This is a genomic window from Paenibacillus sp. F024, from assembly GCF_057814255.1.
In genome coordinates this window covers 26,618-49,275 of record NZ_JBVASZ010000019.1, presented here as the reverse complement: position 1 = coordinate 49,275, position 22,658 = coordinate 26,618, and the positions used below count along the sequence as shown (strand labels likewise).

Annotated in this window: 15 protein-coding genes; 2 read left to right on the top strand and 13 right to left on the bottom strand. The window is 50.1% G+C overall.

Going from position 1 to position 22,658, the window contains the following annotated elements; translation table 11 throughout:
* Window positions 1–66: 66 nt before the first annotated feature.
* Window positions 67–8,487 (bottom strand): glycoside hydrolase family 94 protein, encoded by an 8,421-nt coding sequence (locus tag ACZYR9_RS18545; RefSeq protein ID WP_488979947.1) that lies wholly within the window; start codon window positions 8,485–8,487, stop codon window positions 67–69.
* Window positions 8,488–8,722: 235 nt separating this feature from the next.
* Window positions 8,723–10,318, bottom strand: a complete 1,596-nt coding sequence (locus tag ACZYR9_RS18540) for an alkaline phosphatase family protein (RefSeq protein ID WP_488979946.1) — start codon at window positions 10,316–10,318, stop codon at window positions 8,723–8,725.
* Window positions 10,319–10,691: 373 nt separating this feature from the next.
* Here ACZYR9_RS18540 and ACZYR9_RS18535 point away from each other — a divergent pair, with 373 nt between their 5' ends.
* Window positions 10,692–11,057 (top strand): c-type cytochrome, encoded by a 366-nt coding sequence (locus ACZYR9_RS18535; protein WP_488979945.1) that lies wholly within the window; start codon window positions 10,692–10,694, stop codon window positions 11,055–11,057.
* 19 nt (window positions 11,058–11,076) lie between these two features.
* Here the strand turns inward: ACZYR9_RS18535 and cntE are convergent, their stop codons facing one another.
* The 10 genes from cntE to ACZYR9_RS18485 form a co-directional block, all read right to left on the bottom strand.
* Entirely contained in the window at window positions 11,077–12,261 is a 1,185-nt protein-coding gene (gene cntE, locus ACZYR9_RS18530) for a staphylopine family metallophore export MFS transporter CntE (RefSeq protein ID WP_488979944.1), read from the bottom strand.
* A complete protein-coding gene (locus tag ACZYR9_RS18525; protein ID WP_488979943.1) occupies window positions 12,251–12,778 on the bottom strand; it encodes a GNAT family N-acetyltransferase in 528 nt (175 codons plus the stop codon). The genes cntE and ACZYR9_RS18525 overlap by 11 nt, the downstream gene beginning before the upstream one ends.
* A gap of 64 nt (window positions 12,779–12,842) precedes the next feature.
* Complete coding sequence (locus ACZYR9_RS18520; RefSeq protein ID WP_488979942.1) at window positions 12,843–13,622, bottom strand: ATP-binding cassette domain-containing protein; 780 nt, start codon at window positions 13,620–13,622, stop codon at window positions 12,843–12,845.
* A 45-nt stretch (window positions 13,623–13,667) separates the two neighbouring features.
* Window positions 13,668–14,561, bottom strand: a complete 894-nt coding sequence (locus ACZYR9_RS18515) for an ABC transporter ATP-binding protein (protein ID WP_488979941.1) — start codon at window positions 14,559–14,561, stop codon at window positions 13,668–13,670.
* Window positions 14,562–14,588: 27 nt separating this feature from the next.
* The gene (gene nikC, locus ACZYR9_RS18510; RefSeq protein WP_488979940.1) at window positions 14,589–15,458 is read right to left on the bottom strand and encodes a nickel transporter permease; all 870 of its coding nucleotides are present in this window, start codon (window positions 15,456–15,458) and stop codon (window positions 14,589–14,591) included.
* Window positions 15,455–16,399: a nickel ABC transporter permease gene (nikB, locus tag ACZYR9_RS18505; protein WP_488979939.1), complete on the bottom strand. Its 945-nt coding sequence runs from the start codon at window positions 16,397–16,399 to the stop codon at window positions 15,455–15,457. The genes nikC and nikB overlap by 4 nt, the downstream gene beginning before the upstream one ends.
* Before the next feature lie 4 nt (window positions 16,400–16,403).
* Window positions 16,404–18,005 (bottom strand): nickel ABC transporter substrate-binding protein, encoded by a 1,602-nt coding sequence (nikA, locus tag ACZYR9_RS18500; RefSeq protein ID WP_488979938.1) that lies wholly within the window; start codon window positions 18,003–18,005, stop codon window positions 16,404–16,406.
* 443 nt (window positions 18,006–18,448) lie between these two features.
* Complete coding sequence (locus ACZYR9_RS18495) at window positions 18,449–18,739, bottom strand: hypothetical protein (RefSeq protein ID WP_488979937.1); 291 nt, start codon at window positions 18,737–18,739, stop codon at window positions 18,449–18,451.
* A 156-nt stretch (window positions 18,740–18,895) separates the two neighbouring features.
* Window positions 18,896–19,078 carry a hypothetical protein gene (locus ACZYR9_RS18490; RefSeq protein ID WP_488979936.1) on the bottom strand — a complete coding sequence of 61 codons (183 nt, stop codon included), beginning with the start codon at window positions 19,076–19,078 and terminating at the stop codon, window positions 18,896–18,898.
* A 423-nt stretch (window positions 19,079–19,501) separates the two neighbouring features.
* Entirely contained in the window at window positions 19,502–21,043 is a 1,542-nt protein-coding gene (locus tag ACZYR9_RS18485; protein WP_488979935.1) for a hypothetical protein, read from the bottom strand.
* 209 nt (window positions 21,044–21,252) lie between these two features.
* Between ACZYR9_RS18485 and ACZYR9_RS18480 the strand changes: the two genes are divergently transcribed.
* Entirely contained in the window at window positions 21,253–21,729 is a 477-nt protein-coding gene (locus ACZYR9_RS18480) for a hypothetical protein (RefSeq protein WP_488979934.1), read from the top strand.
* 389 nt (window positions 21,730–22,118) lie between these two features.
* On the opposite strand, the gene ACZYR9_RS18475 is transcribed toward ACZYR9_RS18480, so the two are convergent.
* A complete protein-coding gene (locus ACZYR9_RS18475; RefSeq protein ID WP_488979933.1) occupies window positions 22,119–22,658 on the bottom strand; it encodes a helical membrane plugin domain-containing protein in 540 nt (179 codons plus the stop codon).

The following is a 22,658-nucleotide window of genomic DNA, read 5'->3' as shown; positions in this document are numbered from 1 at the left end:
TTGGCAGATACGCGGTCATCCAGCGTATAGCTGTGCCATACGGCAGACGACCCCGTATAGCTTGACCTACAACGTCACAACAACATGGCGGACATTCCCGTCATCACATAATTCAACGTAAAAGCCGTCTTTATCTTCCTGTTCCATCCGTACTTCTTGTCCGTCTATTTGTAAAGCCGTCACTCCATTGGACTTACCCTGCGGATTGTTGACCTTAATGAGATACTGCGTCCCGCCAAAACGGTACTGCACGGAAAATTGCGGCCATTCACAAGGAATGCACGGGCTGATATACAGCCGTTTCCCGCGTCTGCGAAGTCCGAGGATCCATTCAATACCGGCCTGATACATCCAGCTTGCAGCTCCGGTATACCAAGTCCAGCCGGCGTGTCCTTTGTGAGGTTCGGCCGTATATACGTCTGCCGCCATCACATAGGGCTCGCCGGCATACCTTCGTACTTCGTTTGGCGTACGCGTGTGATTTAGCGGGTTTAACAGGTGAAACAGCTCAAACGCCTTGTCTCCGTTTCCAAGCTTGCACCAAGCGATAATGCTCCATATGACACCATGTGTATACTGCGCTCCGTTCTCGCGAATTCCGGGCGGATAGCCCTGAATGTAACCGGGACTCGGATCCGTACGGTCAAAAGGCGGTATCAGAAGATGAGCGACGGAAAGGTCCCGATCCACAAGCTCACGATCAAATGACTGCATGGCCTGCAGAGCCTTGTTTTCCGGGGCCGCTCCGGAGATGACCGACCATGACTGAGCGATAGCGTCAATTCGGCATTCCTGATTGTGAATCGAACCGAGCCATTGTCCGGCGTCGGTAAAGGCACGCCGGTACCACCGGCCATCCCAGGCATGCTCATCGAGTGAGTGAACGAGCCGGTTCCTTACGTCCTGATACCGGCTTGCCCGCTCCGTATCGCCCCGCTCCCGGCACAAATCCGTAAACCGGCCCAGAATTTCATAAAGAAACCACCCAAGCCATACACTCTCGCCGCGGCCTTTGGCACCGACAAGGTTCATGCCGTCGTTCCAATCTCCGATTCCGATCAATGGCAATCCATGCTCGCCAAAGCGCTGCAGCGCCTTATCAATGGCACGCAAGCAGTGCTCCATTATGGATCCGCTTTGTTCAGAAACCAGGGTCGGCTCGTATCGTTCATGCTCCCCTTCTCGTAATAGCTCACTTCGAAGAAACGGTACAACCTCATCCAATATACCGTCATCACCCGTATGCTCAAGGTATCGTGAGGTCGCATACGGCAGCCACAGTAAATCATCGGAGAAAAATGTGCGAATCCCGCGCTCCGTTTCTTCATGCCACCAGTGCTGTACATCCCCCTCTATATACTGATGGGCGGCGTGCAGCAAAATTTGTGCCCGCGTGAGGTCAGGACGGGTATGCAGGAGCGATAACGAGTCCTGCAGCTGATCACGAAAGCCGTATGCGCCTCCCGCCTGATAAAAGGCGGACCTGGCCCACATTCTGCAGCTCAGCGTTTGATAAAGCAGCCACCCGTTCAATAGGACATCCATCTCAGGGCACGGTGTAGAAACCGAGATCTGGTCCAGCACACCATCCCAGAAATCTCCTACTTGCGCTAAAGCCTGTTCACTGATGCGGGGTTGACCGTAGGCTTGCGCCAGCTTCACGGCAGCTTCGCGCGAATGATCGCAGCCGAGTAAAATATAGACTGTTCGTTCGGCTCCAGGATCCAGCGTTAGCTTTGACTGCACTGCGCCGCAGGTATCATAAAGAGGACCCGTTGCTCCCGACAGGCGCTCACGGCTGAGCGAAGCGGGATGGTCATAAGTACCGTTGCGTCCGAGAAATTCATTGCGGTCGGCCGTCCAAGACACATCCGTCGGCTCTACGGCAGCCGTCCGGTGCTCTCCCGTTTCCATGCTCAAGGAATTCTCTGACGTTTCAGGCGGCAAATACAGACCCAAAAACGCTGTCGCATCACGGAAGGACTCCTGATATGCATTGCGTGCCAGAAGCATTCGAGCCGATTCGTCCCATTCCGTAACGATAAAGGAGGTGGTCGATTGGCGCCTCACTCCCAGCACCCATTCCGCGTAATAGGTGACGGAAAGGCGTCTTTGCTTGGAGGTCCTGTTTTGCAGCCGCAATTGGATTACCTTCACAGGATCATGCAGCGGAACAAAAACGGTCATTTCCTGCCTGATTCCCGATCTCTCGTGATGAAACCTCGTAAATCCCCGGCCGTGTGAAACCGTATAGGATGGTCCCTCGTGTGTTGTTGATGGAGCAGCAGACCATATCTCACCGCTCTCATCGTCACGCAAATAACAGATTTCACCGGGCGGATCGAGTACGGGGTCATTTGACCACGGTGTCAGCTTGCACTCGCGGCTGTTGCGCCACCAGGTATAACCCGTGCCGCGCTCGGAAACAAGACAGCCGAAGCGGGGATTGGCAATAACATTGATCCATGGCGCAGGCAAATGATTGCCGTTTTTGAGTACGATCCGATACTCCCGGCCGCCGCTCGAAAATCCTCCCCAGCCGTTAAAGAACATCAATTGGCCTGCGTCCTCCGCCGGAGTACTGCTGAACCTGTTTAACGGCGCTGTCGCAACGAGAGGATCCGGCAGGTCTTTATTCAGCCGCGGGAGCCTGATTTGCGTTTTCAGACTCGGACCGCCCGCACGCAGGATTACACGGGCTGAGGCGAGAAGCAATGTTTTATCCTCGTCGGACAGCTGATTGGCTTGAATGATAAAGACGCCTTCATGGCCTGCGCCATGCCGGTCGACTCCATGCTCTACCGCACTGCGCAGCGCATCCTGCAAATCCTGCTGGTATCCCCCTGCCGATTCGTTCAGAATGACCATGTCGAATAGCAGCCCCAAGCGGCGTAAATATTCATGTCCTGCCAGCAGCTTGGCAATAAATTTCATATTGTCCCGATTCTCAATCCTTACAAGGATGATCGGTCGATCCCCGGACACGCCGTACGCCCAGAGGCCGGGCTGTCCTTTTACATTTGCTGCGATGCTGTCCTTTCGTTCCTCTTTCAGCGGCGGAGTATACAGTACTTGACCCGCAAAAGTCTGAATGGCTGCCGCCTCCGAGGCGGAAATGTGCAGATGCCTGAGCTCGATTTGGCTTCGATTCCACGCCAGCTGAAATGCTCGTTGCGCCGGTTGGCTTCCTGCAAACCGTCGAATGATGCTGACAGCTTCTTCCTTAGAATCGGCCATGCTTGTCACAGCGAACAATTGGATCTGTTCACCGGGTCCGATGCTGATCTGCCGCCTCATGATAAAGGCAGGATCCGCTACAGAGCCCACGTTCCCGCGAAGGCGGGAACGGATCCCCTGCGGCCGGGAGAGGGTATGTCCGCGGCCGATAAAGCAGCCACGGTCGGTCTCATATTCCACCGGGCCGAGCGATCGTCCTTCTGTGATAAGTGAATGCGCCGCCCAAAACGGTTTTTCGCTTTCTTGACGAGGCCTTCTTCGGGCAAGAAGACATTCCGCATCGCCCGCATATTCCGTTTCAATAAACAATTTACTGAAGGCAGGATGCGCATCATCGGCTATTGGAGGTGCCAACGCCAGTTCCATAAACGTTGTAACCTCCATGATCTTGGTCTCATTGCCCGTGTTGGAAAGCGTCAAACGGCGGATTTCCGCGTTCCATTCGGATGATACACAGATTTCAAGGCTGGTCTGGACGTCACCGTCCACACGCATGAAAGAAGCCCGGTCAAGCGAGAACTGAATGCGCTGCTCGGAAGAGGGAACGCGGCAAGGTTGAAATGCCGGAGACCACACCGCATCACGGCTAACGTCACGGATATAGATATGGCTCCCCCAATCGTCCAATACCGGATCCTCCCGCCAGCGCGAGACAGCCAGACCTTCATATCGGCTGAAGCCGCCGCCGCTGCTTGTCACCACGGTCGTATAGGCTCCGTTCGAAAGGACACACACCTCCGGACTCCGCGTATCCGCGGAGAGGTATTCCCGAACCTCGCCTTGGGTAGACGGTTTTGGTTCAGGTACATGCTCTCCCGCCATTGCAGGGTGTTTAATGATTTTGGGTCTTGTCGGAATCCTCTCCTGCAGCAGCAGCTCCGCCGCCTGCACGCGCTTGTCGCGGTGAAAGCGGTCGATCATTTTATCCGGCAGCAGGATATTCACCAGGGTAATCAAGCTCATGCCCTGATGATGGGCCATAAAACTACGGATCACCATGTACGTCTGATTTTTCGGCATCCGTTCGGATGTGAAATCGATCGCTTCATAGTAGCCATATTTGCCCCGGGCGCCCATTTTCTCCATTTGGCGTAAATTTTCAAGCCCTTGACGCTTCACAAAGGGCAAAGCCATAATGGCGGCATACGGCGCCACGACCAAATCTTGTTCCAGACCGCGTTTGAAGCCAAGACCGGGAACGCCAAATGCCTGATATTGATAATTCATCTGATAATCAAACGCGTAATAACCGGATTCGGAGATGCCGAATGGCACACCCCGTCTATGGGCGTATTCGATTTGCCGCCCGACTACGGCACGATAGGTGCTCTCCCAAACCGTGTTCCGATAGGTACGCATCATGAGCCATGGCATTAGATATTCAAACATGGTTCCTGACCAGGAAAGCAATGCGGCACGTTTGCCGGCTTTGGTCATCGTCCGTCCGAGAGCACGCCAGTGCGCTACGGACACTTGGCCGAGAGCGATGGCAATAAAGCTGGCCTGCCTTGCCTCCGACGCTAGGAGGTCATACAAGATGTCATCACGCTCCTGCAGCGCGGCATGGTACCCCAATGTGAAAAGCTTGGCTTTGTGGTTGTACAATGGACGAAAGTCCGTTTGGTCAATTAAAACCGCTAGGCGGGCGGCCAGATTTTGCCCTCGAGACAGCCAAGTGTTGCCGGCAGTCTCGTCACTCGTATCGTGTTCTTCCTTCCCGCCATCACTCTGAATTCCCGCTTGCACCGCTCCCCGAATCAAGTCCTTTCCTTCACTCTGCCATGTCGGCACCAGCTCCTCGGCAAATGCCACATGCAGCGATTCTTCCATCTTGTCCCGGTCCTCCGCAAACGACTCCTTAGCCCCGCTTTGTTCAAAGTCTCTCTTAAGCCACTCGGCTATTCCTTCTTTGACCGTGATTAAACAGCCGACAAAGTTGCCGGAATCCACCGTTGAAACATACAGAGGAGGCAAAGGCGTCAAGGTCGTCGTGTCATACCAGTTATAAAGATGGCCGTTCCATTTATCCATGCGCTCCACCGTATCGATCGTCCGCTCCAAGCGTTGAATCAAACCAGGCGTATCGATAAATCCCAAATCCCGTGCCGCAAGGACGCAGGTCAGAAAAAGCCCGATATTCGTGGGCGAGGTTCGATGTGCAATTCCGTTGGGCGGCTCCAGTTGAACGTTATCGGGCGGAAGCCAATGGTCTTTAGAGGTAACAAAATCCTCGAAGAAGCTCCAAACCTGCTGTGCAAGCGTCCGCAGCTCATCCTCTTCACCCGGCTCAAGCGTCCGCTCAGCCTGTTGTATGGGCTGATCCAGCCAACGAATCGCAAGCGGAGCTAATAACCATAAAACGCAGAGCGCTAAGCCTGTCCACCTGATCACGGCAGCACCGCTCGCCGCCGCTGCCAGAGCAAAGACAAAAACCAATAAGTACCCTGGGGACATGCACAGCAGCGCAGCATTCCGTCCCCCTTGGCTGCGCCGTTCAATTTCCGCAGAGCTGACCCATTCAAGCAAACGGCGTTTGGAAACGAATAGCCGGTACAAGGTTCTTCCGATGGCGTCGAGCAGCAGAACGGTTTGAAAAGGCAGGGTTAGCGCGGTAACCAAAACATGAAAACCGGTGGAAAGCAAGCTTCGGGGCCTCCGAATGGTTTGCGGAAGCGTCACTAGCTGACGGATCAGCGGCAAAAACAAGGTAGCGAAACCGAAAATAAACCAGCGTGCGGGTGATCCGGGAAGTACGGTCATGCCTAACAGCAGCAGAACAAACAACGCCGGCGGAAATAAACTGCGGCGCAGGTTATCTATCATTTGCCAGCGGGTAAGAGCTGATAAATCGATCGGCAAGCTCTTGCCCCTCCGGTCGGACATGCGGGCAAACAGCCATAGCAGCAATTGCCAATCGCCGCGCACCCAGCGGTGCAGCCTCCTCTGATAAGCGCTGAAGACAGCTGGTTGGTCATCAACCAATTCAATGTCCGACAGCAGTCCGGTGCGTAAAAACCCGCCTTCCAGCAAATCGTGGCTGAGCACCCGGTTTTCGGGAATACGTTCGCATAGAATCTGTGCGAATGTATCCACATCGAATATCCCCTTGCCCGTAAAAATTCCCTGTCCCAATCCATCCTGATAGGGATCCGAAACCGCAAACGCATAAGGATCGATTCCCGGTTCACCCGACCATAGATAGGCCAGCCTCGAACGTAAGGACGCTTCGTGGCTGATGCCAATACGCGGCTGCAGTACCCCGTAGCCCTCAACAACCCGTGTTCGTGAACGGTTAAGCCTCGGTCGGTTGTATGGCATATGCAGGGTACCGATCATCCGCTGGGCGCTGCCTATCGGAAGCTGTGTATCCGCATCGAGCGTAATGATATAACGGATATTCGGAAGAACCGATGAATCGCCGACAACGACATCGTAGGTCGTATCCCTCTTTCCTTTGAGCAGCTCGACAAACTCCACCAGTTTCCCCCGCTTACGCTCCCATCCCATCCATACTCCCTCGGACGGGTTCCACAACCTGCGGCGCTGAAAAAGATGAAACGTAGTATTCCCGCCCGTTTGAGAGTACGTCCGGTTTAACCTTTCTATACTAGTGCGAGCTTCTTCAATAATGGCGGCATCCTGCGGAAGGCACTCCGCGTCGGCGTCGGCAAAATCACCCAGTAAAGCGAAATGAATATTCGTATCGCGGTTCGCCAGATAATGAAGCTCCAGCCGATCCGCCATCTCCTGCACTTGTTCAACAGCTGACCAGATGACGGGAATGACGACCATCGCCGCCGCTTCGGCAGGTACTTCGTGCGAGAAATCGTAGCGCTGCAGCGGCTGCGGACGCCTTGCACACTCGATAAGCCGGTGTAATGCAGTGACGGCCCACTCGCTTACGGGTATTATCAGCACGAGGAATAGGACCGCCCATTCGGCGGACGTATAGCTGGCACCTCTACCGATCCACACAGCAAATCCGATAAGAGCAAGGATGAAAATGCCTATGAGCAGGGTGAAATACAGCCCATCCGCTCGCTGGGGCACTCCAATAAGCGGCAAACGCCGGGGACTGCTGCATTGTTTTAGTGCAAGCTGAAGCTCTTTAATGCCATTTGGCTCAAGCAGGTAATAAGCTATATACGCATGACGTGGCATTACAGCCGGTATTGAGGTGCTTTCTGCTGCTCCATTCTCCTCGGCAGAATTTGAGAAGGCCTGTCCTTGTTCCGAGCACGTCTGGTTATACTCCTTCTCAGCCAATTCAACGACCTGTTTGGCAAGAAGATTTTCAGGTACATGAAAGCGGCGGGCCAGCTGCTCCACGCGTACCCGCAGGGAATCGCGGCTGGCATCGTCGAGCAAAGGATAAACACCCGATTTTTCTTGCCGCATCGTTTGCTCGACCAGACAAATTTGCTCAAACGCATCACGCCAGTCCCAGCGGGTGATGGTTCTCAAGCTGTTGATGGTGCTGCCTGTTGTCATTTGATATGCGGCCTGAAGCTGATATTCGTACGAAACGATTCGATCAAGGCTCTCAGGACCGTTTTCCAATTTGCACTTCAGCCATTCACGAACGGCCTCCGAATCGTCTGCCCATTCGCGCAAATGAGTGACCAGATGGACGATCATCGCACCCGAGAGAGGGACATCTTGCCCTGCTTCTTCGATAGCTGATCTAAGCGCCTCGGGATTGACCCTCGACGGCTCGATTCGCTTCAGCAGTCTTTCAACTTGAAAACACACCTCCTGCCGTTCGCGAATCCGTTTCATGATATTTGCCAAGTGCCGGATTAGGGCAATGCGAATCATAAGCGGGATCGACCATACCTCGGCAATCGTCAGAACGGATACTTCCTGATAAGAAAGGATGTAGGAAACAAAAGAGTCCTCATCCAAATTTCCGTCCGTCTGGTTCAGATAATCGGCACAAATGGACAGGATCCGCGGCTCGCCGGTATTGCGCAGATGCGGCAAACGCCGCAAAAAAGGGCCGGTTAGCTGATGCTTAACGACTAACCCCTGCTCTTCAATAAACTCCGCGTGGTCGAGGAACCATTCCTCCGCCGGCTGCGAACAGCTTGATGGACGTCCCTGCAGAGAGTTTATGAAGCCCCGCAAATTCCCGATATCCGCAGCAAAATTCCGCCACAGATGCTGCGACGTCCGCCGCCTGATATAGGGGTCATGGGTCAGCGCAAGTTCATGAGCTTTTTGACGGAGCTGTTCAGAATGTAGATTCATAGATCCTCCCAAAGAAAGTCATATGTTAAAAATGGTAAATAAGTCATTTCTTCAAGAACCTTTTGACTCTGCAATGCTTAAATCTATAACAGTTAAAACATGCCCATTTTGGCTGTAAATTATCAGTTTCAATTCAAAAGAAGGTGTAAATCAGCTGATGTTCATTCATAAATCCAGGCAAAAATAAACCTCCGAACCACATACTATCATGCGGATTTGGAGGCTTTGACATTCCCTATCTTTGGGTCAGCAGTTGTAGCACAAATGCTTTTAAATCAACCATACGTGAATATTGCGGTTTTTGCTCGGTACCGCATATGATCAGGGGAATAAGCGATTCCGTTTGGTGAAGAGAGCCGTGGCCTCCTCCGCCCTTATGCGTCGGCGAGCTTCTGTCCGCTAATTCATAACCGGGTTTTGCGGTAACAACCGCAAATTCTCCGGGATGGGAGTTCAAAGCTCCGGATAGCCGCCGCAAGGCGTCGGGATACTGCCCATATTCCAATGTATTATTCGAAGCATTGACCTTTAAATCCAATACCCCGGCATCCTGCTCGACCGTCCATTTTTGATGATAAGGATCGCTCAGCTTTCCATTTGCTCTAAATCTCACCTCCTTGGACGTATGGCCTTGAACCGCATAAATCCATTCGTTTTCTTTCCATGCTATAATATCCATTCGCGGATCGTCTTTTAATACGTTGACGATTTCTCTTAATGACCGGATGGCTTTAAGTTTATAAACATACGCCATCGTTTCATTAACGGCAAGGACGATATCCGTATCTTGCGATATGCTTTCTCCGGGACGCAGAACATGATCACCCCGGAAAAAGGCAGGCAGGTCAATCACCGGATGGCTTTGGGCAGGCAGAATTTGACTGACTCCGCTATCGCCGGCGATGATAATAATCGCTTTTCGCAAGGCTTCTTCCGGTGAACCGAAGGCCTGCAGCAAGGTTTGAAGCTGGGCATCCACTGCCTTGATTCCATGAAGTGCCGGTGGACCATTCTTATGAATTTCTCTATCCACATCAGGCAAATAAACGTACAAAAAATCGGGTAATTGATTCGCTTCTATCAAATATTTGGCGGTTTCAATGGAATATGAGTTATTTAACCCCCACCTTCGGGTCATTCCGTCAGGAAGTGGTATAACGCCTTCCAACGGATTGGATAAAGAGCCTAAGGCAAAAAAATCCGGTCCCTTTACTTTTATTTTCTTTGGCAATGACGCGGGGATCTGAATCATGGGAGGAATCATAAGCGTATGGCCGGTTGATCCCCGATAAATCAATCCATTAATGGAACCGGATTTTAGACCATATTTTTCCATTTCTTCATAAATGGTCGTCTGCTGACGGTTCAAGTGACTGCTATTCAAGTTCATTAGCGCATCGGCCAACACCGGATGGACCCCATGCTTGAAAACCTCCATAGGTCCAGTACCATAATTGATCACTTTCTTTTGGCCGGACGAAAACCAGGTAAGCCCCGGCACATGATGCTGATCCGGATAAGCTCCCGTCATAAGGGAACTATCGATGGTTACGGACATGGTAGGAAAAGAGCTGACCACATTCCTATCATATTGTCCATGTTCAATCAGAAATTGAAACGCGGGAAGCACCCGTTGTTCCATGCCTTGATCAATCGCTTGCGACATTAATGAATCGATCATTAGAAATATGACTTTCTTGCGATTTTCGCCTTGTAAGGATTTGACTTGCATTAAATCCTTTTCTGCAGAAGCGGATTCCTGCCGCTGGCATCCAAGGATTACAATGAATGTCAAAATCATCAGTAGGCACCTGGCCAATGTTTTTACCATATGGAGCTCACCTGTCTGTTTTGTATTGTTATTCAAATAAAAAATACGGCTGAAGAATTTGTTTCAACGTGAAAGTGATTCATTAGGTATGTTTAGCGATAGTTTGTATTTTCATCCACTCCGTTCCAAGAGACAAGACAAGGATTGATGATAAAACACAAGGTCATTAAAAAAATCCTAAAGCTCCGATTCCTATCGGCCGCTTCAGGATTTCCGCCTGTTTCCAATATTTTTTACATAATAAGGAATTTCTACTTGGTCACACAACGGTCAAATTCTCTTGATGAATGACTCTTTAGGGCCATTTTAACTGCCATTCTCTCACTTTATACTTTCTCTATAAACCTATTTAACCACAATGGAGGGAATAAACATGAGTAAATGGATGATGACTTTGCTCTGCGCAGTCGCCTGTGTTCTAGGTGTAGGCGTGCTTTTCTTCGAAGTAAACAGTCATCAGAACGAAATCAAGCATGAAGCTGCACCCCCGACTTTGCCTGATACTCCTCTGGATGTACAAAAAGCCGAAGCCGTTTACAAACAGTCCTGCATCGCTTGCCACGGAAACGCTTTGGAAGGTCAAATGGGGCCTAATCTTCAGAAAGTAGGGTCTAAGCTTACGGACCAACAGCTCTACAAATTAATTCAAAATGGTAAAGATCGCATGCCGTCCTTTAAAACCACCTTGAAGGATGAAGAAATCGTCAATCTTGCAAAATGGTTAGCAGAGAAAAAATGATTTCTTACATTTCCTTTGGTTATGCCCCGGATAGGTTCATCCTGTTCCTGTTGACCATCACCGCCATAATCGCGGCGACGCCAATAAGAGAACATACGGCAAACATGCCCGAATAGGATAACCATTCCACAATAACGCCCATAACAAGTCCTCCGAGCGAAAATCCTAAATCATAGGATGACATGAACAAACCAAGCAGAATGTGGCGAGTCTTGACCGGCAGTACAAAGGACAGGTAGGTTGTCAAGGTCGGATAAAGGATCGCAACCGCCAGCCCATTCAATACGGCAGATATATATACCATAGGTCCCATCTCATGCATCAAAGACAACATGAGTGTTCCCAACGCTGCGGACAATAACAATCCTGCAATCAAACCAGGATGCCATTGTCCGTCAGACGGGATTTTTTTTCGCAATGTAAAGCGACATAGCACCACAACACCCGCCTGAATCATGAGATACAGACCCGCGTTTCCATACCCGCTTGAAACCATGTACAACGGCAAGAACGTCGAAATGGCTCCGAAAATGCAGGAGGCAAACAGCATCACTAGAGTACAAATGAGAAGTCGGCGACTGCGTCCAATTTCCGAAACTGCTTTTACCATATCCATTAATGTAAATGAGGTATCCTTCAGAGGTGAATTCGGAAGAGGTACGGAAAATCCGACCAACCAGGTCACCGCAGCCAAAAAGATCATAACTGCTGCAAAAAGCCAGGTTTGATCTTGTTCCCAGACGTATAAAGCTGCCGCCGGCCCGAATAATTGGGGAAGCATCGTGGACAGCGAATAAAGAGACAGTCCTTGCGCACGGTCCTCAGCCCGTAGCTTTTCGACAATCCCCATTTGTACCGCCATCGAGAAAAATGCGGTCACAGCTCCTTGTAAAGCACGAATCCATATTAAATTATCCGTTCCGGATGTGATATATAGGACAAGACAGCAAACATGGCCTAACATCAACCAATGCATCACTTTGATTGCGCCATGCCTGGCAACCATTTGACCCGCCCACGGTCGCAGAAACGTACAGACCAGCATGTAGGCCCCCATCATCAAACCGATTTCGGCTTTTCTCATCCCATCCGCTTCGCTTCGGAGCGGAAGAATGACGGTAAGAACGCTGCCTGCCGAATAAAATAGAAAAACAAGTATATATAAACGAATAAAACCGCCCGTTAGCGGCCGCTCAATATTCAACGCGTGACGTACTCCTTTCCATATGTACCGTTTGCCAATCGTCCCGCTGGTCCAGCAATATCGAGAATCCCTGACGCTGCCAAAATGTTACTGCGCCCGGCAAGAAATGATGGGTGTGCAAATATAATTTGGAGTACCCTGCCTTCTTAGAAAAATTCGCCGCTTCCCTGAAGAGATAAGAGCCGATACCCATTCTTCTTGCTGTCGGACAGACATAGCAACGGACAATTTCTGCAACGCGTTCTTGGCGATAGTTTCCTCGAATTGCTTCAATCCGATCGTCATAGCGTTGTACGCCGATGGATCCTACAACACGATCATTCTCGTCGGCTGCTACGAAAAACGAAGCACCCTCAGGCTCCATATCATACCTTTCAAATTCCGAAATATCCATCGTCAGCTGATGCTCTTGGAGCATAGGAAATACTTCCCTGCGAATGTCGGCCATAAATGCAATGGCAGCCGGAATTTGTTCTTTCTTTATTCGGCCCAATGTAATTGAAGCGCCTATGTTCATCTCTTTTTCTCCTTCATACCACATTTTCATTTGAGCCTCGACCATTTATCCATCTAAAAACCGGCTAATGCGTATACGTTACTAGTAATCGAGTATAGGGATGACGGTCTTCGCTGTGAATCTCATTTTTTGAAAAAAGGTCAACAACTTGTCCCTTCTTCATCACCATGATTCGATCGCTCATTTGGTGTACAGCTGCAATATCATGGGAAATAAACAAATAAGACATCCCAAGTTCCTCTTGTAATTGTTTCAGCAATCGCAAAATTTGTGCTTGTACTGTGACATCCAGGCTGGAGGTCGGTTCGTCGCAAACAAGCAGCTTCGGACGAAGGCTGATGCCCCGTGCGATCGCGACACGCTGCCTTTGACCGCCGCTCAATTCGTGCGGATAACGTTCAAGATGCTCGGGAAGCAGGCCGACCATCTCGAACAACCGGGCGGCGCATTGGCGCCGGGAGTGTCTTACATCCGCTAGAAACGGCGGTACAATATCCGGATAATTGTCGAGCGGCTCGATCACCGAACGCCAGACCGGTAAACGGTCGTTGAGTGATGCTGTCGGTTCTTGAAATACAACTTGAATATGCTGTCTCAAAGGGCGCAAGGCGCGATCACTAAGTCCGTTGATCGAGACGCCGTTCAACCGGATTTCGCCGCTGTCCGGCTGCTCTAACGCAAGCAGCAGCCGTGCGACGGTACTTTTTCCGCTTCCGCTTTCACCCACGAGACCTAGACACTCCCCCGACTCAATGTGAAACGAAACATCTTGCACTGCTTGAACGCTGCGCTTCGAATCATTGTAATGTTTAATAAGCCCGTCTACGGTTAACAATGCATCCAATCCAGTGTGCCTCCTTGCTTGTAAGCTTACTCAAGTCTACAGCCTTCACTGCCGGTAAACCTGAGCTCCTAGCAGGCGTGGACATGCATCCAGCAGCATTTGCGTATACGGGTGCTTTGCTTGATCGCGGATCTGAGCCGAATCCCCCAATTCCACGATCCGCCCTTCCTTCATGACGGCAACCCGGTCCGCCCTCTTCAATACCTGCCTCAAATCATGGGAAATGAGCAGTACGGCACAGCCCGTTTGCCGCTGCAGCTCTGCCATGAGATTCAAAACCATTTCTCCCGTCAGCACATCGAGCGCCGTAGTCGGTTCATCGGCGACCAGCAGTGCCGGCTCCAGCATAAGCGCCGCAATAAGTGCTACTCTCTGCCGTTGGCCGCCGCTTAGCTGAAACGGATAGCTTGCGTATACGCGCTCCACCGGGAGAGAGGCTCTGGCAAGCCAGGTTAGCGCCATTTCCTTGGCCTCCTGCCGGGACATGCTGCGATGAGTACGGATCAACTCGACCAGTTGGTTGCCGATTTTAAAGAACGGTGTGAAGCTTCCCTGATAATCCTGGAACACCCAACTGATGTGTTTGCCCCTTAACTGCTTCCTTTTCTTGTCCGGGAACGCCAGCAGATCTTCTCCACGAAATTGTATCGTCCCGTTTGCGATTCGCAGAGCGTTTGGCAGCATCCCCGCTACGGCACTGGCTGTGACGCTCTTCCCGCTGCCGCTCTCACCGACGAGCGCAAGCATTTCTCCCTTACCTATTGAAAACGAGACCTCTTCCACGAGAGGACGGCTCTGCTTGTCTTTCTTTACACAGATGTTTAATTGATCAACCTTCAACACCTGCTCCAGTTTGCTTGGCACATAAGGAGGATATTCGACTGAATGCTCCCTGAGAATCGACTCGGTTAGCTCGGGTTCTATTAAAATCTTAGACATACGGAGCCGCTTCCTCCCTTCATCTTGTTATCTGCTGCGAACATCCAACCGGTCACGCAGGCCGTCTCCGATCAAATTGCAGGCCACAACGACAAGCAATATCGCTACTCCCGGATAAATCATCAAAGTGGGGGCCGTCTGAAAATAAGGGCGGCCGTCATTCAGCATGGCCCCCCACTCCGGAACGGGCGGCTGGGCTCCCAGTCCAAGATACGACATCATGGAAATCATCATAATAATTTTACCGATATCCAACGCAACAAGTACAAGAATCGGCGAGACGATTTGCCGCAGCAAATGCCGCCTCAATACGGCCCAGACGCCACTGCCGGCAACACGTGCAGCCAGAATGTATTCTTTATTGCGTTCGGAAAGAACGATTCCCCGGGCTACACGGGCATAATGGATCCACTTCACCCATACGATCGCAATCATCAGATGAAACAGGCTCGATCCAAGAAAGCCGGCAATGGCAATCGCAACGACGAACTCGGGCAATGCTCCTGCAGTATCGAGAATCCGCATCAACAAACTGTCTAGACGACCTCCGACATAACCGGATACGAGTCCGAGGGGGATACCGATTAACGCGATAGTCGCAATGACGAGAAATGATATCCCTAGCGTTGATTTCGCCCCCTCTACAAGCCTGGAAAAGATGCAGCGCCCCATATGATCGGTACCTAGCGGATATTTCCAGCTAGACGATTGAAGCCGTTCGGACATCTGCACAGTCAAAGGATCATTGTGAACGATCCACGGGCCTATAAGCACAAGCAAAAGAACGATGGAAAGCAGCCCGACGCCTAGCGATAATAACGGGCTCTGCCAAAGAATTGACCGTTTGGATCCCTGTACTTCAGTTAGTTGCGTTTGTCCTGTTACAGCTTCATTCACTGCAGTTCCCCCTTTCCATAACGTATACGGGGATCCAGCATACTATAGCTCAAGTCAACCAGAAGATTCGCCGCAACGACGAACACACCCGTTAGCAGTACATACCCTTGAATGACCGGGTAATCCCGCTGATAAACCGCATCTACCGCCAAGCTTCCAAGACCTGGCCAAGAAAAAAGAATTTCAACAACAACAGCTCCCGCGAGCAAATTGCCCAAGCTCATGCCGAACACGGTCACAACCGGCAATAACGCTGCGCGAAGAGCATGCTTCATCATGATGCGCCACTCGCCTATACCGCGCGCCCTGGCCGCACGAATGTATTCCTGAGACAAACTGTCAAGCAATCCGCTTCTAAGCAGCCTTGAGTACACCGCAGCCATTGAAAAACCCAATGTAACGGATGGTAAAATGAGATGCCGGAAATCTCCTGTCCCCATTGTCGGCAGCCACTGCAGCTTGGATGAGAAAAAGTAAATGAGAAGCAGCCCTAACCAGAAGTTGGGAATTGAGGCGCCAAGCAAGGCCGTCATCCGGCTGAGATGATCCGGAAACCGCCCGGGATATTTGGCTGCAAGCAGACCAAGCGGCAGAGCCAGAATCAGCATGACGACAAGCCCCCCGGCAGTCAATTGCAGCGTTGCGGGCAGCCGCTCCATCATCAGAGCCATCACGGATTTATTGTTCAAATAAGAGGTTCCCAGATCCAGCCGAAGCAAGCCCCAGAGCCATTCGGCGTACTGTGCAGGTATCGGACGGTTCAATCCTAATTGATCTCGAAGCGTTTGTTCGTCAGCATGTGTAATTGCGATTTCATCGATTTTTAGAATCGTTTGCACCGGATCACCCGGCGCCAGCTTCATGAGAACGAATGTCATAAGAGTAAGAAAAAACAGAACAAACAGGAGCTGGATGATACGTCTTCCGACGAAAGAAAGCATCGCCTTATTTCACATCCATTTTATTCGTAACCTTATAATATTCCTCAGGGCCAGGCTTCCAGCCGACAATTCGTTTATTTACCCCAACGATGAGATTCGGATATACCGCATAAGCATGCGGAACCTCCTCTTTAATAATCTTTAACGCTTCTTTCGTCAGCACCACACGCTGTGCGATATCGCTTGTCGTATTCAATGGGCTCAGAAGGTTATCGAGACCTTCGATGCTTATCCCCGCCATGTTCAAAGAACCGCCCTGGGTTAAGGCCGAATTAAGAAAGTACCCGCCGTCACCCCTCGGAGCTGACAATATGCTGTACGTTGTCAAATCCCAATTTTTATTTTCATGTAAATACGCATCGGCTTTTTCAACGGTTGTGACTTTCACGGTAATACCCGCCTTTGCCGCATCGGACTGGAACAGCTGTGCGATCAACGGCAGCTCAGGCCGTCCCTTATACGTAATCAATTCCAGCGTCAGCGGCTGGCCTCCTTTGTAGAGCTTGCCGTCCGTGCCGGCTTCGTAGCCCGCTGCTTCAAGGAGCATCTTCGCTTGAGCTATGTTTAATGGTTCGACTTTATCATCGCTGCCAAAGGGCAAGATTGTATTAAAAGGGCCGTTAGCGGCGGTTCCATTTCCCAACATAATATCTTTGACGATGCTTTCGCGATCCAGCAGCAGATCAAGGGCTTTTCTCACTCTGACATCCGTCATCACCGGCTTTTGCTGATTAAATATCAACAGGTGAACTCGGAGCCCGGGGATCGATTCAATGCCTAACTCTTTGTCCTGTTGAAGGGCGGCAATCGTTTCGGCCGGCAGTTGATAGGCAATGTCGGCTTCATGCGATTGCAGCGCAAGCGCACGTACGTTAGCGTCCTCGTTGAACTTGAAGGACACCTCATTTAGCTTGGCTTTCCCATCCCAATACGCATCGTTTCGTTCAAGTAAGATTTCGACATTTGGCGTAAATCGCTTCACGGAGAAGGGGCCGGTTCCGACTGGGGCGAGATTGAACGCCTCAGCTCCTGCTTTCTTCTTGGCTTCCGCATTAATGATCGCAATGTAAGGATTCACCAGCTCCGAGGGAAGTGCGGGATACGGCTCAGAGGTCACGATCGTGAGCTCCTGTCCGACCGCTTGCATGGATGCGATCTTCAACGAAACGGCTAAGGATTTACTCGTCGCCAATCCCTCTTCAATCGATGCCTTTACAGCTTCTGCATCGAGCTTCATCCCATCGTGGAAGGTAATTCCGTCCCGAATGGTAAATACCCATGTCTTGGCGTCTTTCGTTTCCCATTTGCTCGCCAGCCAAGGTTGGATTTGCATACGTTCATCCAAGCGGGTCAGTGTCTCCACAATGCCTGCGCGTAACGGTTCCCAGCTGATGAATGGGTCAAGCGTATCGGTTTTGAAGTTGCGTACAATGGTGACTTTCTTGAAATCATCCTTGTTGTTTGCCGATTGTTCACCGGTCATTTGATTGCCGCTTTGGGGATGCTGTCCATTTGAACTGCAAGCGGATAAGAATACTCCGATCATAAGTATCAATATAAATAGTGAAATCCGTTTCTTTCCAACCGATAGATTTTTGGACATCATTCCATACTTCCTTTCAATAGAAAAAAATGATTCAAATCGATGCATGACAAAGGATGTCTTACAAGTAAACCTGAAGAAAACCATACATTCCTTACATTCTCAAAAACTTTGTTTCAGTATGTAATTTTTACGCTTTTATACTATTGTATATACCTATGATTGCTCTTGCTTATTCCGAACACACTTACAATAAATGTCGATTGAAGTGCCCCCCTCTTCTTTTGTCATCCCTAAAGACGGAAAGCATAAAATTTTCACCACCATTTCTATCTATATCCTAAGCGAAAAACGGCTTCATTTTAAATGGCTACTTTGGGCTATCTTCGGATGCAAATGTGAATGATTGTTGACACGCTGAATAAAGACTTGAAGCCCGCAAATAAAAAAGGCCTCTAAACGGGATAGCTCATAAAAAATCCCAATTTTGAGGCAGTTACTTTGTTTTATTTTTGAAATTCCAGATCCAGTGACGGCTCGGTTCCATCCGTTCGGGCAAGGATCGTATATCCCTGATAATCCATCATGATGCCCGACGGCGGGGCTTGAACGATTTGACCATTCACCATGAAGAGTCCTCTGAACACGCCGCCGCGCGGGAGGATCAGCACGGACATTTTGGGAGGCGCGTCCATATGGATTTTATATACCACACCGTAGTTCCCCAGATTAGCTTCTTCCTCCCGGACGTAAGTCCCTACGGGCTCGTAATATACCTTGTGCTCAAACTCATCCAAGTAAGGCTCGTTTTTGACAAGAATATTGCGCGAATACGTATCGCTGAGATTGCCAAGGCTGTCTTTTACCGTGAGAGAAACCTTGTACAGTCCCGGTGTGAAAATGGCATGCGCATTGCCGATCCATTGATATTAGTCAACTGTGTACCCTTTGGATCATAGCTGAGATTGCTGTAATGAAAAGGTTCTCCGATCCAGCCGGTCTCCCCGAAGCTCTGCATCGGTACCCCATGGGCGGCTTTCACCGTTCTCATAGATTTTTTGCTCGGTAAGCGAGTACTCATAGATACGCCTTCGGCGACGTGATTTGGCCGCCTGTTTCTCTCCATCCCACTGCACGGGAATTCTGAACCAAGCGGTGAGCTCCGCAGCAGGCAGGTAATACCTTCATCCTGTTCCAGCATTGGGACTTGAGTTTGCGTCTTAGTCCCGTTAATATAGATCGCCGGATTGGCGGGATAAAGGATCTAATGGCTGTCCCCGGAGCGGCAGCGGTCTGTCCGCTTACAGCCGCGATAGCGAAAACTGCGGTAAATGCCATCAGTAATTGACGTAATGATTGCATCAGCGTATGATATCCTTTCTAAATTTACTTCGCTTCTTTTAAAGGATAGAATATCCATTCGACCGGTGACGTGCTTCCAGGGGCGGCCAGCCATTCGATATGCGAAGCGGTCTCTCTTCCCTCCGCTCGATAGATAACGTAGGCTCCGTCGTGATCCGTCAAGCCGCCTTGAGGCAAAGCTAACAATTGGCCATTTTTCACATATAGCCGTACAAATACTTGAATTTCAACAGCAGCTGGCCTATCGGATCACGTCCGACTGACACGCGCAGAACGTTCTCCTTGCCGGCCGCATCGCTTACGGCGTTCATCCGAAACGTGTCGAAACCGAAGCTGCCGCCGGATACGAAATGCTCGATCTCGGGCGCCGATCTGACAAAAGCATCAATCCAGGCTTGATAGTCCTGCTCTGAATGCTGTCCGGGAAGCTGAATATAAAACACCGAGCCGATCCATTGCCGACCGTCCAATTCATATTGTGGTGAAGGCTCCACCGAACGGTAAAAAGCCGTCACCTTTCCTTCCCGCATCATGTGCTTCAAAAAGGCATTCATCCAATAGGCATTGCGGTTTAATCTGGACAAGCGGGCCGTTAAACGCTTAAGGTCAGGCGCAGGCAGCAGACGGACGGTAATCGGATCGGCACCCGCGTCCAGGAGCGACAACAAAGCAACCCACTTCTCCCGGTTCTCTTCGCAGCTTAACCTCCTGCCCACGGCAACCATATATCCCACATTAGCCAATTCAAGTCCGTACTGCATGTATTTGATCCCGCTTTCCACGCTGATGAGCACAACATGAGGCGGCAAGCTGCCGGCATACCTCTCGAACAACGGGTTTGCCACACACGTCAGCGTCCGGTCCACAATAACATAAAGCGGCTGGCTCTGTTTGTGACGTGACAGCCCTTGAAATAGTCTCGAAAGATCCATTGCGGGCCTGACCGGCCAGCACATGCCGGGATCCACAAGCAAACAGCCGATAGGCTTGTTCTCCTCCACTTCCTTGTAGATTCCCTCCGGATCCAGCTCCAGCGGATCATGCATAAGCGTATTGACCAAGTCGACCCCCTCGCAGTAGAAGCCTTTTTGATAATAAAAAGGCAGAGTTTCCTGTGTGAAGCTCTTATAGGCGACCAGCGCAAGCTCCATCGCCTTCATTCCCGATGTCGTCAGAAATCCTACACGTTGCTTTCGAATCTCCTCAGACATGGGATAAAAGGCAGCCAGTGAAGTCTCCTCGTATTCCTTCACCGTCTCGCTGCCGTAGCTGCGCGTATAGGTGCCTTGTTCTTCCTGGGTAAAACCGGCCTCCTCGGGGACATCCGAAGAAAGATGTTTAAGCCTTATGCACGGAGACTGCCAATCGCTTCCCGCCAAGATCGCACCGAGCTGCTTGTAAAGGGTTCGAATGTCATACTTCACGGCAAGGTAAGCGTTCAAATCGCACGATTCCGACTTTCTTTCGTATTCGTCCACCTGCTTTTGCAATACTTCCGCCTGACGCTCAAATGCTGCCCCCAGCTCCTGCTCGAACCGTCCCTGCGGAAATTCATTCCGGTAAAGCTCCAATACCTTCCGGATTTCCGATAGCAGCCAGCGAAGCTCCGACAAATCTTCTTTCCGATCTTCCAATTCCAATTGCAGCAAAGTTAAATCCGGTTCGGCTTGCTTATGATTCAAAAAGCTGTTCCAGTCAAAATGTTCTGGAATCATCTCGATTGTTGTATCGCTTTTCATCCCGCTAAACACCCCACCCGAAGCATACTTGGATGACATTACTTTACCCGTATTCCGTCCTAATCAAGCAGCCTGCCGCTCCATTTCCGCGCGCAGTCGTTTCGGTTCCTAAGAATTGGGCACTTTTATCCTTCTCTCGGATGGGTCATTCTGCATATGGGTGTATATACTGTATTAAATAAAGAGCCCCGATAAAGGAGAGATTAACTTTGCAAACAGTACAGGGAGCGACGGTTAGCTTGCCGATACCGTCAAGATGGGGGATTAGCGCCGATATAGCTGGAAGACCGATCGTTTGGGGTGATCTGATCATTAACTCTTTTAGCGATAACCAGATCGTCGGAACGATTCGGTTTCGGGATGTACCTATCCCGATTCAAGGAGCTTGGGATGAAAGCGGCGGACAAATCACATTTGATTCCCCTTATGCCACATACTCCGGCCAGTTATCCCTTTATGATGATCCTTCCATAGGGATTCGACATTTCATTTTAAATGGACGTCTTACAAGAAAGCCGCCCTCTTTACAAGCAGGTGAGTCTGGAACCTGGCTTGCAACAACGGATATAAGTCTAAGTGCATTTCCTTCTGAAGGAAAGACTAAGCCTTCCAAACCAAGCGGTCTGCCTCCCGTCGGAGTATTCGTAACTACCAATTTACTATATGGCGTCCCCAGCAGATTTTAAATTCAGATCTCATGTACAGAGATAATAGTTTACATATAATACATTATGTTAACTATTATAAAAGATTTTCTCTCCCTTTAACTTCTATGATTTTTTTAAGGACAATATTAAATCAAATTAATATGATTAACAGTTCACTCTATTAACTAATCCCCAGCGTGGTTATTTGCTATCATCATACTTTATGAAAGAGCCAACAGCTTATTTTCATGACAAACTGCTGATATGAAGGGACTAACCGTTTATAAAAAGAGACTAAATGAACTCTGGAGGTACGTATTGATTTGAAGATCAGAACAAAATAAAAAAGCGGATGATTATCTCAAGCTCGATAATCATCCGCTTCGTTTGAACAAAATGATCGGCGGCGGCCGTTCATATGTCCTTTTTTACGGTTCGATTTCATGGTTCATTTCTTCCTTATTCCGATTCATTTCCTTATTGATTTGTTTGTAGTCCTTGTCCAGTTCTTCGCCAATTCCTTTAAGCAGATGAAGCCCTGCGGTAATCGTTCGCTGGACATCCGGATCGCGAAGTGATTTCATCATACTGAATACGCCGGTCTTCCCCTCATCGGGGACCATAGATTCGTCTATCCCCCGGCTGAAGGCATTAAGAAACCGCTGCACTTTATGGGGGTCGAGCGTACTTATAAATTGCATGACGGTGACTACATTTTTAAGCACAACGGGCAGCCCTGCAATTTTGATAAAATCAAAAGCATGGGAATATACTCCGTCCCGATTTTTCAAAATACCCTGCATCATGTTGAGATAGCCGGCCTTATGCATTTCATTAATAATGTCCAAAAAAACGAGGAGACCGTCCTGGCTCGAGGCTGCGCCTGCCATAAGCTTTTCGGCGGCTTCCGTTTGTACCTCCTCTTCCGTGGGGGTATGCCGACTAATTTTCGTTATGGGACTTGCCAT